General features: G+C 28.7%; 12 protein-coding genes. 6 read left to right on the top strand and 6 right to left on the bottom strand.

What is annotated here, in order from left to right; translation table 11 throughout:
* Positions 1 to 88 precede the first annotated feature (88 nt).
* Positions 89 to 1,441, top strand: a complete 1,353-nt coding sequence (locus H0I29_RS02000; RefSeq protein ID WP_218754230.1) for a UDP-N-acetylmuramate--L-alanine ligase — start codon at positions 89 to 91, stop codon at positions 1,439 to 1,441.
* On the opposite strand, the gene H0I29_RS01995 is transcribed toward H0I29_RS02000, so the two are convergent.
* The 4 genes from H0I29_RS01995 to trkA form a co-directional block, all read right to left on the bottom strand.
* The gene (locus H0I29_RS01995; RefSeq protein ID WP_218754229.1) at positions 1,425 to 2,471 is read right to left on the bottom strand and encodes a nucleotidyltransferase family protein; all 1,047 of its coding nucleotides are present in this window, start codon (positions 2,469 to 2,471) and stop codon (positions 1,425 to 1,427) included. The two genes, H0I29_RS02000 and H0I29_RS01995, sit on opposite strands and share 17 nt — an antisense overlap.
* A gap of 40 nt (positions 2,472 to 2,511) precedes the next feature.
* On the bottom strand, positions 2,512 to 3,651 hold the full coding sequence (locus H0I29_RS01990) for a hypothetical protein (protein WP_218754228.1): 1,140 nt from the start codon (positions 3,649 to 3,651) through the stop codon (positions 2,512 to 2,514).
* Positions 3,652 to 3,740: 89 nt separating this feature from the next.
* Positions 3,741 to 5,243 (bottom strand): TrkH family potassium uptake protein, encoded by a 1,503-nt coding sequence (locus H0I29_RS01985; RefSeq protein ID WP_218754227.1) that lies wholly within the window; start codon positions 5,241 to 5,243, stop codon positions 3,741 to 3,743.
* A 2-nt stretch (positions 5,244 to 5,245) separates the two neighbouring features.
* Complete coding sequence (gene trkA, locus H0I29_RS01980; protein WP_218731165.1) at positions 5,246 to 6,592, bottom strand: Trk system potassium transporter TrkA; 1,347 nt, start codon at positions 6,590 to 6,592, stop codon at positions 5,246 to 5,248.
* A gap of 327 nt (positions 6,593 to 6,919) precedes the next feature.
* On the opposite strand from trkA, the gene H0I29_RS01975 reads away from it, so the two are divergent.
* The 4 genes from H0I29_RS01975 to H0I29_RS01960 all read left to right on the top strand — a co-directional run bounded on the left by H0I29_RS01975 (position 6,920) and on the right by H0I29_RS01960 (position 12,274).
* On the top strand, positions 6,920 to 9,184 hold the full coding sequence (locus H0I29_RS01975; protein WP_254712680.1) for a tetratricopeptide repeat protein: 2,265 nt from the start codon (positions 6,920 to 6,922) through the stop codon (positions 9,182 to 9,184).
* A 99-nt stretch (positions 9,185 to 9,283) separates the two neighbouring features.
* Positions 9,284 to 9,970, top strand: coding sequence for a DNA repair protein RadC (radC, locus tag H0I29_RS01970; protein WP_218754226.1), 687 nt, complete (start codon positions 9,284 to 9,286; stop codon positions 9,968 to 9,970).
* A gap of 85 nt (positions 9,971 to 10,055) precedes the next feature.
* Positions 10,056 to 11,360, top strand: coding sequence for a polysaccharide deacetylase family protein (locus H0I29_RS01965; protein ID WP_218731164.1), 1,305 nt, complete (start codon positions 10,056 to 10,058; stop codon positions 11,358 to 11,360).
* On the top strand, positions 11,360 to 12,274 hold the full coding sequence (locus tag H0I29_RS01960; RefSeq protein WP_218754225.1) for a hypothetical protein: 915 nt from the start codon (positions 11,360 to 11,362) through the stop codon (positions 12,272 to 12,274). Before H0I29_RS01965 ends, H0I29_RS01960 begins: the two co-directional genes overlap by 1 nt.
* Here the strand turns inward: H0I29_RS01960 and H0I29_RS01955 are convergent.
* Positions 12,271 to 13,860 carry an asparagine synthase-related protein gene (locus H0I29_RS01955; RefSeq protein WP_218754224.1) on the bottom strand — a complete coding sequence of 530 codons (1,590 nt, stop codon included), beginning with the start codon at positions 13,858 to 13,860 and terminating at the stop codon, positions 12,271 to 12,273. The genes H0I29_RS01960 and H0I29_RS01955 overlap by 4 nt on opposite strands.
* 1 nt (position 13,861) lies before the next feature.
* Positions 13,862 to 15,139, bottom strand: a complete 1,278-nt coding sequence (locus H0I29_RS01950) for a lipopolysaccharide biosynthesis protein (protein ID WP_218754223.1) — start codon at positions 15,137 to 15,139, stop codon at positions 13,862 to 13,864.
* A gap of 38 nt (positions 15,140 to 15,177) precedes the next feature.
* Here H0I29_RS01950 and H0I29_RS01945 point away from each other — a divergent pair, with 38 nt between their 5' ends.
* Complete coding sequence (locus tag H0I29_RS01945; protein WP_218731160.1) at positions 15,178 to 15,864, top strand: YjjG family noncanonical pyrimidine nucleotidase; 687 nt, start codon at positions 15,178 to 15,180, stop codon at positions 15,862 to 15,864.
* Positions 15,865 to 15,998 lie beyond the last annotated feature (134 nt).

Below are 15,998 nucleotides of genomic sequence, written 5' to 3'. Positions count from 1 at the left end.
GTAAATCAAAAATTTATTAGAGTTTACGTCTAAAGATACTTTATATTGTAGTAAGCTTTTGTATTTTTACTTTTTTAAATTTTGTTCGATGAAAATTCATTTTATTGCTATTGGCGGAAGTGCCATGCACAACCTTGCAATTGCTTTATACCAAAAAGGATACCAAGTTTCTGGATCTGATGATACAATTCATAATCCTTCTAAATCTCGATTAGAAAAATTCGGGCTATTGCCAGAAGTATTTGGCTGGTTTCCAGAGAAAATAACAACCGAATTAGAGGTGATTATTTTAGGTATGCATGCTAAAAAAGATAATCCAGAATTATTAAAAGCCCAAGAATTAGGTTTAAAAATTTATTCTTACCCTGAGTTTTTATATGAGCAATCTAAAGATAAAACGCGCGTTGTTATTGGTGGTTCTCACGGAAAAACTACCATCACTTCTATGATTTTACATGTGTTAAATTATCATGAAAAAGAAGTAGACTATATGGTTGGTGCACAATTAGAGGGTTTTGAAACCATGGTGCATTTAACTGAAGAAAACGATTTTATTGTTTTAGAAGGTGATGAATATTTGAGTTCGCCAATTGATATGAGACCAAAGTTTCATTTATACAAACCAAACATTGCTTTATTAAGCGGAATTGCTTGGGATCATATTAATGTTTTTCCAACATTTGAAGGTTATGTTGATCAGTTTAAAATCTTTACAGATTCTATGGTAAATGGAGGAAGTATGGTGTATAATGAAGAAGATGCCATTGTAAAAGACGTTGTGGAATCATCAGAAAATCATATTAAAAAATATCCTTACACAACACCAGAACATTTTATTGAAAACGGAATTACCTATTTAGAAACAGCAGAAGGAAACTTACCATTAGAGATTTTTGGAAAGCACAATCTTCAGAATTTAGCCGGGGCAAAGTGGATTTGTCAACATATGGGAGTTGATGAAGATGATTTTTATGAAGCCATTGCTAGTTTTGCAGGTGCAAGTAAACGATTAGAAAAGATTATTGAAACTCCATCAACAGTAATTTTTAAAGATTTTGCACATTCGCCAAGTAAAGTGGCTGCAACAACAAAAGCGGTTAAAGAACAGTATTCTGAGAGAACTGTTTTGGCTTGTTTAGAGTTACATACATATTCTAGTTTAAATGCAGAATTTTTAGCAGAATATAAAGGAGCATTAGATGCGGCCGATAAAGCGGTGGTGTTTTATTCTCCGCATGCTGTAAAAATAAAACAATTATCTGCAGTTACGGCGGAACAAATTGCAAACGCTTTTGAAAGAGACGATTTAACTATTTATACAAATCCAGATGAATTTAAAGCTTTTTTATTCAGTCAGAATTTAGAAAAATCAGCAGTGGTTTTAATGAGTTCGGGTAATTATGGAGGTTTAGATTTTGAAGAGGTTAAGAATTTGGTTTAGTTTTTTTTAAACCAAGTTGTTTTAAATAAAATGGAACACTTTTAAAACGCCTAAATGTATATGTACGATACTCTTTATCAGTAAAAGAATATTGTAGAATTTTTAGCTTATCTTTTAATTTTATATAAGAATTAATTCGATTAATTTTTTTGATTTCCGCTTGGGAGTTTTCTAAAATTAAAAGGTAAGATTTTAAATATTTAGAAGCTTCTTCATTTTTAATAAAAGATAAACTTTTTGGGTGATTCAATATTTCTGATGCAACAATTGCATAATTATTAAGATATTTCTCTAACTTTTTATTATTTAAAACTCTCTTTTTTAAGGTTGTTTTGTTAGCTAATAAATAGCTGTCATAAGCATTTCTTAAAGTAATTGTTTTAGAAAAATAAAGATTATCATTAATCTGTTTTTGTAAAACTGTAATTAAAGATTGATTTTCAAAAGAAGCAACTGTAATTTTATTTACAGAAAAAGAGTCTTTTTTTAGAGTTTGGTAATCTAAATATTGGGTGTATGGTTTCTTTAAAACCTTATTATGCACTTCTATGGCAGCAATACGGTTCTCTTTTACCATTTTTGGATAGTGCCAATGAAAGTTCATGTAAACCTCATTTTTAGCGGAATATTTTTCGCTTTTTAAAAGTTGAATGGCTTTTTTAAAATCAGTGTTCGAAACAATTATATCTATATCGCCAACCATTCTCTCTGCAATATCTTCGTATAATCCTTCAAGTAAGTTGCCTGTTCCTTTTAAGAAAATAGGAGTAATATGATTTGCCAATAAAAGGGTATTTACTTCTATAGCCTGATTAATAATTTGCTTATTTCTTTCTCTATTTAAATCAGTAATATGAATCATATAATTCACCAATTCTTCTGGTAAATAATGCAAGAAATTGACTCTTTTAAGGTTGCAATACAAAGCAGGAAATACAAAATGACCGGTACTTACTTTTACAACAGCTTCCCAATCTATTTCTGTAGTTTTTAATTGATTTTCAATTTCTTCTTTGTTTCCTTTATTCAAAGAAATTGTTAAACATTTCGCGACAAAAAAGAGTGTTTCTTTATAATTCATCACTAAAAATCTTAGTAACAGTTTCTATCATTTCTTCATTCTTAGAATACGTTAAGCGATAGCAATTTAAAGAACTAAACCAATCTAAAAATACTTGTGCATTTTCTAATTTTGGAGAAATCCAAGAATCTGGAATTAATTGCTGAAACGCCTCAATTTTAGAAATTTTTTCACAAGCTAATTCAGCGTCTTTTTCATATTTAATAAAAACCAAGTCATTACACGGTAAGTGATTAAAATAATTTGTGTTATTTGGCTTTAAATAACGTACAATTTTATTTAATCTGGTAAAATTATATTCAGCTGTGGTTTCTAATTCGGGATAAATGGGAAGTAAGGTTTCTAAGCTACTTTTTTTGATAGATATAGATGCAGGAAAACTATATACTTCTCTTTTTTCTACATCCATAGGTACAAAATCATCCGCTAAACAAGTAAAACCGTTTGCTTGTAAAAGTGCTAAAGAAGTACTTTTTCCATTGCCAGAATCACCTAAAAAAAGAATGGATTTTTTTTCATTACTTACTGCAGATGCATGAAAAACTCCCATCCATTCGTCTTCTTCTTTCTGATGAATTTTTTGAATAAATTGCATCGAAAACTTTCCTTGAAAGTAATGAATGTTTTTACTACTCCAAGCACCTATCAGTTTTTTATCAACAATAAGAAAGATAAATTTATTATTGATAAAAACATCAAATTCATAGTCAAAATTGGTAGTGTTGTCAATTACCAAATGCGCAAATTTTGGATGCACATGAGATAATTCTTTTTCACTTAAATAAGAAACTTTAAAAACAACATTGTTTACTTTGTAGAACTTTATAAACTCATAAGATTTTGGCTTTTCAATATCTCTATAATCATTAACTATTTCAGGTTCTTTATTGCTTTTTGGTACGTAAATCTTTTTTTCTAAATCTATTATAAAATCGATAGTTCTATCTAAAGGAACTGCTAACTTTTTAGATAAAGCTTCAGCAATTTCTTTAACAGAAATCCCTTTGCTTAATCTTTTTAAAATATCTGCAGTGTTGTTTTCTAAAACTAAATATTCATTACTATTCTCAAACCAAACAATAGTTTTGTCTTCAACAGTTTTATACAAGAAATTCGATTGTTTTTTCATAAAGAATAAAAGTAACTTTTTTATTATTTATAAAAAACAAAAAACGCTTAAAACTTAAGAGGTATACTATTTAATAATGAATGATATATTTAATTTTTTCGCCAAAAAAATGGAGTAAATAAAATAAGGACTGTAAAAAGTTCTAAACGACCAATAAGCATTAAAAAAGAACAAAACCATTTAGCGGCATCAGATAAATGTGCATAACTATCTACCGGACTTACACTACCAATTGCAGGTCCAATGTTTCCTAAAGAAGAAGCTGCAGCACCTAAAGCAGACATAAAGTCTAAGCCTAAAAGCGTTAGTATTACAGAAGCTAATATAAAAATAAGCATGTAAATAATAAAAAACGATAGTATATTAAATACAATAGTTGGAGGTATCGATTTTCCGTCTAATCGTACCGGAATAATTGCGTTTGGATGTAAGGCTTTTTTAAATTCTAGAAAGCTATTTTTAAGCATTACAATATGCCTAACTATTTTAATTCCACCACTTGTAGAACCTGCGGAACCACCTGTAAAAAACAATGCAAAGAAAATACCTGTTGCAAAGAAATTCCACATGGTAAAATCTGCACTAACAAAACCAGTTGTAGTTACCACAGAAATCACCATAAAAAGAGAATGTCTAATAGCGCTTTCTACTTCACCGAAAATCATAGGGTGCTGAATGGTTGTTTGTAAATTATGGTCTTGAAAAAAGATGATTAAAATAGCAATTAATGCAGAAACACTTATAATTCCAACAAAGTAATATTTAAACTCTTCGCTTTCAAAAATTTTACGAATCTTCCCTTTTAAAGCAAAATAAGTAATTACAAAGTTAGTACCTGCAACAAACATAAAAAAGATAATAATATACTGTACAAGAGGTAAGTTGTTATAAAAAGCGACACTACTATTCTTTGTAGAAAAACCACCTGTACTCATTGTTGCCATTGCGTGATTAATGGCATCAAACCAAGTCATACCAGCAATTTTTAATAAAAAGAATTGAGCAAACGTTAGCGATATATAAATTAAATACAAGCGTTTTGCAGTATCTGTAATTCTAGGATGTAATTTATCTGCAGATGGTCCTGGAGCTTCTGCCATAAAAAGTTGCATTCCTCCAATACCTAAAAGAGGCAAAATAGCAATTGTAAGAACAATTATTCCCATTCCTCCAATCCAGTGGGTTGCGCTTCTCCAAAATAGAATTCCTTTTGGCATGGATTCTATGTCGGTTAAAATGGATGAACCTGTGGTAGAATAGCCAGATATAGTTTCAAAGAAAGCATCTGCAACGCTTGGTATTGCACCAGAAAACAAATAGGGGAGCATTCCTGTTAAGGAGAGAATTAACCAACCTAAGGTAACAATTAAGTAACCGTCTTTCTTCTTTATATTGGTGCTTTTAGGCTTGTTAAGAAAGTAAAGTAGCAATCCTGTAATTACAGTTACAATTCCTGCATTTAAAATACCCCATTTAGCATTTTCTTCGTGGTATACGCTAAACGGATATGCAATAAACATAAAGAATCCGTTTAAGATTGCTGTAATACCTAAAAAGCGAAATATTATTTTGGTGTTTAAAGTACTCGTCATATTTATTTAAATAGGCGTTCTACAGCACTTATAGCTTCTGGTAAACAGAATACAATTACTTTATCACCAGTTATAATTTGCACGTTTCCGTGAGGCATAATTGCTTTTTTATCTCTAATAATACCACCAAAAATAGCTTCTCTAGGAATGCGTATATCTTTAATAGGATATTCTGATACTTTAGCACCTTCTTGAACTTCAAATTCAAAAATTTCTGCATCTACGTTATGTAAATTGGCGAGATCTAAAATTTCACCTTTTCTTATGTGTCTAAAAATATTACTTGCTGCAAGTAGTTTTTTATTAATTAAAGATTGAATTCCAATAGTTTGAGAAATATCGATATAATCCATATTTTCAACCAAGGCAACCGTTTTTTTAACTCCTTTAGATTTTGCTACTAAACAAGACATAATATTGGTTTCAGAGTTTCCTGTAACTGCAATAAAAGCGTCTGTTTCTCTAATATTTTCTTCTTCTAGTAGTTCTAAATCTCTACCATCACCATTAATAACCAAAGTGTCACTTAGTTCTTCTGCAAGAAACTCTGCTTTATCTTTTTTCTTTTCTATAAGTTTTACTCTAAAATTATCTTTACAAAGTTTTCTTGCCGTTTTTTCTCCAATACTACCACCACCAAGAATCATTACATTTTTAATCTTTAGTCGTTTTCTACCTGTAATAGGGTAAAGATCATTCATACTATAATTAGGAACACAAAAATAAACTTGGTCTCCTATCTCGTAAACAACATCTCCTCTAGGAATAATTGTTTGAGATTCACCTTGTCTTTTAATTGCAATTGTAATAAAATCTACATCAGCAAACTTTTGTTTTGCATCTTTAACGGTTAAATCTACAATGGGAGATTTATAGGTTAATGGTGTACCCAACACATTAAAAATACCGCTTTCAAATGCTACAGTATCATTAAATGAAGATTGATTTAAGAGCATTTTTATTTCATTAGCCGCTAATTCTTGAGGCGAAATCATAAAGTCTAAACCAAATTGTTTAAAATCTACTTCACAATTATTTAGAAACTCAGGATTGTCTATTCTAGCAATTGTTTTTTTTGCTCCTAAAGATTTTCCAATTACAGAAATAGTAAAGTTAGTATTCTGGCTATCGGTAACCGCAATTAACAAATCTGCAGATTCAATTCCAATTTCTTTTAATAATTTTATGGATGTAGCATCTCCTTTTTTAGTAATTACATCTAAATGGCTGTTTAGATACTCTAACTTTTCACCATCAAAGTCTATGATATAGGTGTCTTGAGATTCGTAAGAAAGAAGTTTAGCCAAGTGAAAACCAACGTCTCCAGCACCAGCTATTATAATTTTCATAATTTAAAAGTAGTATGTGTTGGCAAAGATATAAAGAGTTTTCATGGAAAAGGGTAATAAATAGATTTTTTCAAATTTAAGTATGTATCGGGTATTTTGCGTATTTGTAAAGGTAATAGCGATATCAAGGTAATCAGTGTAGAATATTATCAGCATATAAATAAAATAATCAGAAATATTTTTCTGCTTAACGTAGAGTATAAACAATTACTACTATTTTTTTGTTTCAATAAAAATATGTTTTTTCTATGAAAAATGATAAATATCTTATTTTCTATTAAATATAAATTTTAGATTTACTGCTACAATTTATAAACAATAGTATTCGTGAAATTAACCAACCTACGCTCATCCGTCTTTTTAAAAATAAACTCATTTTTAATCTTTTCTTTGTTTATAATTTCTTTTTTCTCTTGTGATAAAAAAGAAGATTATAAAACAGTTGTAGCTGATAGTAGCGTTTTTCTTTCGGGAAAAATTATTCCTGATGATCATTTTTTAGGAGATCAGAAATGTAAAGAATGTCATCAAGATCAATTTAAAAGTTGGGAAGGTTCTCATCATGATAAAGCGATGGAAATTGCCGATAGTGTTTCTATTTTAGGTGATTTTAACAATCAGAAATTTACAAGTCAGGGTGTGACTTCTCATTTTTATAAAAAAGACAATGATTTTTATGTAAATACAGAAGGACCAGATGGTGAAAATCACGATTATAAAATAATATACACTTTTGGTGTTACTCCTTTACAGCAATACATTGTTCAGTTTCCTGACGGACATTATCAATGTTTAAGAACTGCTTGGGATTCTGTAGAGAATAAATGGTTCGATTTATATCCAGATTTTAAAGTTGTACATTCCGAATGGTTGCATTGGTCTAGAGGTGCTTTAAATTGGAATAATATGTGTTCCGATTGTCACTCTACAAATGTTCGTAAAAATTACGATGTAGAAACACATAGTTATAATACCGAATTTGCAATTATTAACGTGAATTGTGAAGCGTGTCATGGCCCTGGAAAAGAACATGTTGCCGATGTAGATAAACTTGGTGAAGATTATATGGATAGCGGTACTTTTCAAATGACAATAGAAACAGGGCCTAAAGAATTAGTAGATCAATGTGCACGTTGCCACATGAGAAGAGAGCAGTTCTCTGGAGTCTTTAATTTTGAAGGTACAATGTTAGATCATTATTATCCACAATTATTAGAAGCTCCTTTATATCAAGCAGACGGACAAATTTTAGATGAAGATTATGTCTATGGTTCGTTTACGCAAAGTAAAATGTATCAAAATGATGTAACTTGTACAGACTGCCATGATGCACATTCTTTAAAACTAAAGTTTGATGGTAATAAACTGTGTGCCCAATGTCATGTTCCAGAAAAATATGATACTCCTACACATCATTTTCACGAACAAAATACCGATGGAGCAAAATGTATTAACTGTCACATGACAGGAAGATTTTATATGGGAAATGACTTTAGAAGAGATCATAGTTTTAGAGTACCAAGACCAGATTTAAGTGTAAAATATGGAAATCCAAACGCTTGTTCTGGTTGTCATACAGATAAAGATGATGCTTGGGCGGCAGAAAATTTTACAAAATTATTTGGAGAGGTAGATTCTATTCATTATTCAGAAAAATTAGCACCAGGAATAACTATGCAACCTGAAGGACATATAGGTTTAATTGATTTGATGCACGATACGCATCAACCAGAAATAGTAAGAGCTTCTGCAACAAAAGTGTTGGCTAACTATAATGCACAGAATTTTGTGGAAGATTATATTTCACTTTTAAATGATGATTCTGCTTTGGTAAGAGGAGCAAGTGTAGATGTTTTAGGTGGCATAAATACCATGGATTATAATGCCTATTTTTTACCTTTATTAGAAGATCCAAAAAGAAGTGTTAGGGTAAAGGCTTTCTATGGTTTAGGAGGTTTGGCTGAAACAGATGTGCCTGAAGTTTATAAAGAAAGTTATCAAAAGGTAAAGAAAGAATTTTGGTTACATATCGATACAAATTCAGATTTTGTAGGGGTAAGAATGAAAAAAGGAGATTACTTTTTAAAACAAGGGAACATAGAAAAAGCAATAGAAAATTTTGAAAGTGCACAATCTATTGATGTTATCAACAATCAAATACGAATAAATTTAGCAACGTTATATTATAATATTAAAGAATATGAAAAGGCTGAAGCAGCTTTTAAAACAGTAATTAAACAAGAGCCTGAATATGGCCCTGTTTATTATTCTCTTGCTTTAATGTATGCAGAATTAAATAGAGAAGATGAGGCAATTGAGCAACTTAAAATAGCGATGACAAAAATGCCAGACAATATTCGTGTTTATTATAATTTAGGGTTGTTGTATGATAAAAAACAAGATTTTAAAAATAGTGAAAAAGCATTGGTTACTGGTCTAAAAGTTGATGCACAAAATGAAGGTTTACTGTATGCGTTGGCTTATTTATATTCTAAATCTGATCAAAAACCAAAAGCAAAAAATATTTTACAAAGATTGGTTGATTTGTATCCAAATAACCAACAATATAGAAATTTTTTAAATCAATTATAATCACTTTGTAGTAGATTATTTTAATAAAAGGTTTCGTTTAACAGATTAAAAAAGGTAAAATAGTTAATTTTCATTTTTGTATTTTTATAAAAAAAGAAAATGGAAAAGTTAACGATTAAGACTTGGGCTTTAGATGATAGGCCAAGAGAAAAGCTGTTAGCAAAAGGGAAAACGGCACTTTCTGATGCAGAATTAATTGCAATTCTTATTGGATCTGGCAATAGACAAGAAAGTGCTGTAGCGTTATCTAAACGAATTTTGCAAGAGGTAGGTGGTAACATAAATGAGCTAGCAAAACTATCCGTAGCAAAATTAACCACTTTTAAAGGAATAGGAGAAGCAAAGGCAATTGCTATTATTACTGCTTTAGAAATTGGTAAAAGACGTCAATTAGAAATAGCTTTAGAAAAACCTAAAATTACCAGTAGTAAAGATGGTTTTAACTTAATGCAACCTGTTATTGGAGATTTAGAGCACGAAGAATTTTGGGTGTTATTTTTAAATAATTCTAACAAAGTTTTGGCAAAAAGTCAGATTAGTAAAGGCGGTTTAACGGCCACGGTTGTAGATGTTAGGTTGTTGTTTAAAAGAGCGTTAGAATTGGCATCTGTAGCAATGATTGTTTGCCATAATCATCCTTCAGGTAAATTACAACCTAGTAATGCAGATAAACAACTTACTCAAAAAATTAAAGAAGCAGGAAACACTTTAGATATAAAGCTGCTAGATCATTTAATTATTACCGAAAAAGCGTATTTTAGCTTTGCAGATGAAGGATTGCTTTAGTTTGCAGTTATAGTAATCAGTAAAAAAGTTACTTGAAATTATAACTGATTACTGAGACCGCAAATTGAGACTGAAAACTGAATACATGATACTAGTTTACACACATAAAATTACACCAAGAGTTCGTTATATTTTTAAACATATTCTTACAAGAACTTTATTAATTCCGGTAGATTTCACTTCTAAGGTAGAAGAATTTGTGGCTTTTAATGGTCCTAAAATGACCTACACAAAAACACCTTTAGGGAATGAGTTTTTTGTGAAAAGTAACAATTTATTGTTTGAGCAAGGTGTTAATGATATGGAGATTTCTATGCAGAAATGGGATGAAACTCCATGTTTCTTTAAAACCGGACCAAAATCTTCTATTCCTTTTGATGTTTTTGCGGCAAGCTTTTATCTTATTACGAGATATGAAGAATACTTACCGCACGTAAAAGATATTCATGGTCGTTATACTGCAGACCAGAGTCTGGCTTATAAAAAACGTTTTTTAGAAAAACCAGTAGTTGATATTTGGGCCTATAAATTATTAGAAGCTTTAAAAGAAAAGTTTCCAGATTATGATTACAAAAATCGTAAGTATGAGTTTATTTCTACGGTTGATATTGATAATGCGTATGCTTATAAGTATAAAAGCTTGATAAGAAGTGTAGGTGGTTTTATAAATGATTTACTTCATTTTAGAGTGTTAGATGTTTGGAATCGATTTGCAGTTACTTTCAATTTAAAGAAAGATCCTTTTGATACTTTTCAGAAAATTTTAGAGATTAAAAAGGAGTATAAAATTAAAACAATCTTTTTCTTTTTAATAGGCGATTATACTACTTTTGATACCAATGTTTCTGCTTCAAAAAGCAAGTACAAACTACTTATTAAAGAAATGGTAGATTATGCTAAAGTGGGGTTGCACCCTTCTTATTTTACGATGCACAATACTTCTTTATTAAAAAAGGAAAAACTGAGGTTAGAAAATATTATTAATTCTCCAATTCAGAGGTCTAGACAACATTATTTACGATTTAGCTTGCCCGAAACGTACCAACATTTAATAGATTTAGAAGTAGAAGAAGATTACTCTATGGGTTATGCAAGTAATGTAGGTTTTAGAGCAAGTACTTGTACGCCTTTTTATTTTTACGATTTAGATTTCGAAATTCAAACTCCGTTAAAGGTGTTTCCATTTGCATTAATGGACACTACTTTAAATGATTATATGAAGCTTACACCTAAACAATCTCTAGGAAGAATAAGAGATATAAAAAATGAAGTAAAAGCGGTTAACGGAACTTTTATTACCTTATTTCATAATGAGAGCCTAAGTGATTATTTACGTTGGAAAGGCTGGAAAAGGCTGTATGAATCTATGATTAAAATTGCTACTTCATAATGATTCAATATGTTGAGAGAAAAGATTTAGAGGTAGAGAAATATGATGCTTGTATAGAAAATTCTATTCAATCTAGAATTTATGCTTTTTCTTGGTATTTAGATATTGTTGCAGATAATTGGGATGTTTTTGTCTTGGATGATTATAAAGCAGTGATGCCAATTCCTTGTCGTAAAAAGGCTGGGATTAAATATGTTTACCCGCCACTTTGGTTGTTAGAATTAGGTGTTTTTTCTTTAAGTGAAAACATAGATTACAATCCTTTTTTTAAACTTCTGTTTCAGAAATTTAAATCTGTAGAAAGCCGATTAAATAGTGCTATTAATATACAAGAAAACACCTCTTGTTTTGTAGGGAAACAAATGCAAATTTTGTTAATTTCTGATGATTATAATACTATTTGTAATGGTTACAGAAAAGATAGAAGAAAGGACTTAAACAAGGCGAAGAAAGTCGATTTAACAGAAAAATGGAATGATAATCCTGAAAAATTAATTCAGTTATTTAAAAATAACGTAGGTAAAAGAACACCCAATATTACAGATAAAGATTATTTAGTTTTAGAAGAATTGATAAAAATTTGTATAGAGAAAAAAGTAGGAGAAATACTTTCGGTTTACAACAAAGAAGATAGGTTAGTCGCTTCTGGTTTTTTCTTAAAACATAAAAAAGCTGTTACAATTTTAGTGTCATCCACAGATTTTAAGCATAGAAAAAATGGCGCAAATACTTTTTTAATTGATCGTGCAATTTATAAGTTTGAAAAGAATTTTAGTATTTTTAATTTTGGAGGTTCATCAATGGAATCTATAGCCAAATATTTTTTGAGTTTTGGTGCTACATCAAATAATTATAAACAAATAAAGTATAATAATTTACCTTGGTTTATTAAGTTGTTAAGAAAAATGAGTTAAATGTTTTTTTTAGAAAAATGAATATACCACTGAGATATTATTTCATTATAATCTTTATATAATTTTTTTACCTTGATATTTTTTTTATTTAATTCATTAACCATTTGATCGGTTATTGGTTTGTAATTATTCCAATCATGTTTTTTTAATATTCTTTTTTTTAGGTGATTAGGTAAATGTGGCTTTATTTTGTCTTTTAGTTTTTGTAATTTAATTTGTTTTTTTGTAGGCTGAATTTCTTTTTCAAAGTAGACATCAAAAGGTTTAAAATAATCATTAATTAATATATCATCAAAAAGAAGTTTTGCTTTTTTGTATTTAATTGGAATTTTTTTAAATAAACTTAACAATTCTGTATCCCAAAAAGGAAATCTAAATTGATGACCAAAAAAAGTATAATAACTTGCAGAATTAAAAATATATTTAGCAATTCGTTCTTTTAAGTTGTAATCTTCTAAGACAGTTTCAGGTATTTTTTTCGTATAATTTTTATCAAATAGAAATAAATTCTTTTTTATTTCTGCTTCAATTTGTTTCTTTTCATCATTAGAAAAACAATAATTAATCATTTTTTTTTCTAAGATAACTTCTGGTAAATTAGAGTGTTTTAAGTTTTTAGAAATTGTTTTAGAATATTCACTTCCTCCTAAAATATCGCCGGCAAAACCCGGAACAAAAATAGCATCTTGAGTAATGATTTTTTTGTCTTTTAAAAATTTAATAGCAAAGTATTCTTGAAGATAAGGCATAGAAGAAAGTTTGCCAGCAAAATGTGCGTAATTTTTAAATTCTTCAGTTGATAAAAAATTAGAAATTAACTCATTTTTATATTCAATAAAATACCAGTCAAAATTTAAAGTTTCTGCCGTTTTTTTAGAATTTTCAATTTCAAAACTATCTTTTCTGCCATAGGTATAACAAACTACGTTTTTATAGTTATGCTTTTTAAGCATTACGGCAATTAAACGCGAATCAAAACCGCCACTTAAAGGAATTACTGCCGTCCTATTATTTAGTGAGTCTATAAACCGTTTAAAAGAATTTTCAAAAGCAATTACTATCTTGTTTTTTAAAATAGAATAGGAGTCTAGATATGCTTTTTCTATAGCATAAGAAAAGAAAAAGTTACTCTCAATAATTTTATGATTTTGAATGATTAAATATTCACTTGCTTGTATTTGATTTACATTTTGTAATAATGTTTTATTACCATGGGTATGACAAGAAGCTTTTAATTCGATTTCTGAAACAGCATTAAAATCAAGAATATTAAAAGTGTTTTTCAAATAGATAATATCATCGCTCAAAAATAATTTTTCATTATGAAAAGTATAGAAAATGGGGAAAGATCTTGTTATGTCAGAAGCAATACAAACAGTTTTTTTATCAGAAAAAACGATTGTAAAAACACCATTTATGTTCTTTAAAAGTTCTTTAAAATCAGTTGTATCTTTTATTGTTAAAAGAAAATTTAAAGCATTTTCTTTTTCATAAAAAACAGCATCAATATAAAAATAACCTTTTAAATAAAAAGAATCATTTTTATACCATTTAAAGCCTTTATTATGTTTTAAAGTAATGTTCATATTAGCTGTATGCAATTTTCTTTTCTTTTGATGTTTTTAAAAGATAGATAAATATAAGAATATTAAAAAGCATTCCTACTCCAGAAAAAAGTATCAAAGAAATAACAATATTATCGTAAAAATAGTATCCTAAGAATAATGCCAAAAATCTAAAAAGTAGTAAAAAAGTATCATAAATAACCATGGTTTTTTGTTTGTTTAGAATTAAAATTAATGGTGATATAGGATTGCTTAAAAAAGCAAAAAATAACCACGGAATTATAATTCTTGAGTACAAACCTACGTCAGACCAATTTTCACCAAAAATAATATCTAAGAAAAAAGAAATTGCAAATAAAGGAATAAAAAGAAAAGAACTTATGAATAATAAATGTTTTACTGTTTTTATAACTAAATCATGCAAATTGCCTTGTTCATTGTAAGTTTTACTTGCTTTATTAAAAAAGACTTGGTTTATTGATTGTTGAAAAATGCCAATAGGAGCTCTTGTAAATTTAACTGCTAGACCATAAATTCCCGAGTTTGCCAAACCAAAATATTTAGTAATTAAAAGCACGGGTAATTCATTAGAAAGATTATTAGTCAAGTTAATAATGGTATTAAAAACGGGAATATCTTTATATTTTTTTGCCAAAAAAAACATCCTTTTTAAGGATAGTTCCTTGGTAAGTTTTTGCATTAATTTGGTAGACGCTTTTATTAAAAAAAGAAGTTGCATAGATTGCCCTAAAAGCATTCCTGGAATTAATCCCAAAGAATTAAAAGAGCTAAAACCGGTAGCAAGTTGAGATGAACTCATTACCGCAGATTTTGTTATCAATCCTTTAGAAATATTTTTAAACATATTAGTTCTGTTGTTCCAAAAATCAAAAATTGAAACACTACCAAAAAGGAAGACACTTAATGGTAGTAAATAAATTAAATTTAGAAGTTTTGTTATATTAAAAAAGGTAGTAATGTTTTCATTAAAAAAGAAGATAATTACAAGTAATAATAAGCAATATATTGTTAAAATAATAAATGAAAAACCCACTAAATTAATAGCATCCTTATCCTTTTTTGGTAAAACGATAGCAAATTCATATTGCAGAGTTGCCAAAGGCTTTAAGATTAAAGTTACGGATGAAAACAAGGTGTAAATACCAAAAAGTTCTGTAGAAAAAAGGCGCGTAAGTATTAAAATTGAAGCATAAATAACAACTTGACTTAAAGCAGATCCTGTTATTAATGTTAAAACATTTTTAACAAACTCTTTTTTTAGAAAAGAAAATAGTTGCATATTACTTACTTAAAATAATGTATTCAAATATAATGTAAATGACAAAGATACAACACGTCTTTTTTGATTTAGATCACACTTTATGGGATTTCGATAAAAATTCTGATTTAACCTTCGAAAAGGTTTTTAGAGTCAATAATTTAAAAGTTGATTTAAATGCTTTTTTAGAAGTTTACAAACCCATAAATTTTGAATTTTGGAAATTGTTTAGAGAAGAAAAAGTAACTAAAGAAGCATTAAGATACGGTCGATTAAAAAATAGTTTTGACGCTTTAAATCATACTGTTTCAGATGAGGTTATAGTTAAAATGTCTGTAGATTATTTAATGTTTTTACCTGATTTTAATTATTTGTTTGATGGAACTTTTGAGCTTTTAGATTACTTAAATGATAAGTATCAATTGCACATCATTACCAATGGTTTTGAAGAAGTGCAGAATAAGAAAATGATTAGTTCTAATATTTATCATTATTTTGATAAAATTATTACCTCAGAATCTGTTGGTGTTAAAAAGCCAAACCCTAAAGTGTTTACTTATGCTTTAGAAGTTGCAAACGCACACAAAGACAATTCTATTATGATTGGTGATAATATTGAGGCGGATATAGAAGGAGCTTTGAGCGTTGGTATGCAAGCTATTCATTGTAATTTTTACAATGTTTCACATAATAAAAGTAATTTGGTATCTGTAAGTTCTCTACTAGAAATAAAGCAATATTTATAACTGATTGAGCGTTTTATATTTAAATAAATAAAAGTTAATTTATCTAGAATTCTAGATGGTATCGCACAATTTTGCGATATTGCATCTGCAAATAATAGTACTGTAAAATTAGAAATTCATTAAATATTTAATTA

It is taken from the genome of Polaribacter sp. R2A056_3_33 (assembly GCF_019278485.1).
Lineage (GTDB): Bacteria > Bacteroidota > Bacteroidia > Flavobacteriales > Flavobacteriaceae > Polaribacter.
This window is presented reverse-complemented; position numbering and strand designations above follow the sequence as displayed.

Coding starts and splice junctions, on each gene's coding strand:
- H0I29_RS02000 (WP_218754230.1), top strand. CDS start 89: ATGAAAATTCATTTTATTGCTATTGGCGGAAGTGCCATGCACAACCTT.
- H0I29_RS01990 (WP_218754228.1), bottom strand. CDS start 3,651: ATGAAAAAACAATCGAATTTCTTGTATAAAACTGTTGAAGACAAAACT.
- H0I29_RS01985 (WP_218754227.1), bottom strand. CDS start 5,243: ATGACGAGTACTTTAAACACCAAAATAATATTTCGCTTTTTAGGTATT.
- trkA (WP_218731165.1), bottom strand. CDS start 6,592: ATGAAAATTATAATAGCTGGTGCTGGAGACGTTGGTTTTCACTTGGCT.
- radC (WP_218754226.1), top strand. CDS start 9,284: ATGGAAAAGTTAACGATTAAGACTTGGGCTTTAGATGATAGGCCAAGA.
- H0I29_RS01965 (WP_218731164.1), top strand. CDS start 10,056: ATGATACTAGTTTACACACATAAAATTACACCAAGAGTTCGTTATATT.
- H0I29_RS01960 (WP_218754225.1), top strand. CDS start 11,360: ATGATTCAATATGTTGAGAGAAAAGATTTAGAGGTAGAGAAATATGAT.
- H0I29_RS01955 (WP_218754224.1), bottom strand. CDS start 13,860: ATGAACATTACTTTAAAACATAATAAAGGCTTTAAATGGTATAAAAAT.
- H0I29_RS01950 (WP_218754223.1), bottom strand. CDS start 15,139: ATGCAACTATTTTCTTTTCTAAAAAAAGAGTTTGTTAAAAATGTTTTA.
- H0I29_RS01945 (WP_218731160.1), top strand. CDS start 15,178: ATGACAAAGATACAACACGTCTTTTTTGATTTAGATCACACTTTATGG.